The 845-nt window shown below is 64.3% G+C and carries 1 protein-coding gene; it reads left to right on the forward strand.

The window, feature by feature from the left end; translation table 11 throughout:
- Positions 1–810 (forward strand): IS3 family transposase (locus tag RM590_RS35420; protein WP_311708930.1); only part of this gene is annotated, 810 nt, incomplete at its 5' end.
- Positions 811–845: the final 35 nt, after the last annotated feature.

Genomic DNA, 845 nt, shown 5'->3' on the forward strand with positions numbered 1-845 from the left:
GAGTACGCCGAACTGCCGCCGGCCCAGATCTACGCCCGCGAACTGGACGAGGGCCGCTACCACTGCTCCGAACGCACGATGTACCGGATCCTCAAGGAAGCCGGACAGGACGGCGAGCGGCGCCGGATCGCCACCCACGGCGCCAAGACCGTGCCCGAGCTGGTCGCTGACGCCCCTTCGCAGGTGTTCACCTGGGACATCACGCGCCTGGCCGGCCCGGACAAGGGCATCTGGTACCACGCCTACGTCATCATCGACATCTACAGCCGTTACATCGTCGGCTGGACGGTGGAGAGGGCCGAATCGGCCGAGCGGGCCGAGGAGTTGATCCGCGAGACCATCGAGCGCAACGGCATCGTGCCCCAGACCGTGCACGCCGACCGGGGCACCTCCATGACCTCCAAGAAGGTCTCGCAACTGCTGATCGACCTCGGAGTCACCCGCAGCCACTCACGCCCCAAAGTAAGCAATGACAACCCCTACAGCGAAAGCCACTTCAAGACCACCAAGTACCAGCCCGACTTCCCCCACAGGTTCCACTCGCTGACGCACGCCCGCGAATGGATGGACGGCTTCATCAGCTACTACAACCACGTCCACCGGCACTCCGGGATCGGCTACCACACCCCGGCCAGCGTGCACTTCGGCACCGCTGAGCTGGTACGCGAGCAACGAGCCGCCACCCTCGCCGCCGCCTACGAACGACACCCCGAGCGGTTCAACCGCCGCCCCGTCCCGCCATCGATCCCCCACCAGACATGGATCAACAACCCCGCCAAGCGACACCAAATCGAACAACAGAGTTCATAGCATCACATTCGTTTCATTTGACTTGACAGGCACCG

Origin of the sequence: Streptomyces litchfieldiae, assembly GCF_031845365.1 — a bacterium.
In the GTDB taxonomy this organism is placed as follows: domain Bacteria; phylum Actinomycetota; class Actinomycetes; order Streptomycetales; family Streptomycetaceae; genus Streptomyces; species Streptomyces litchfieldiae.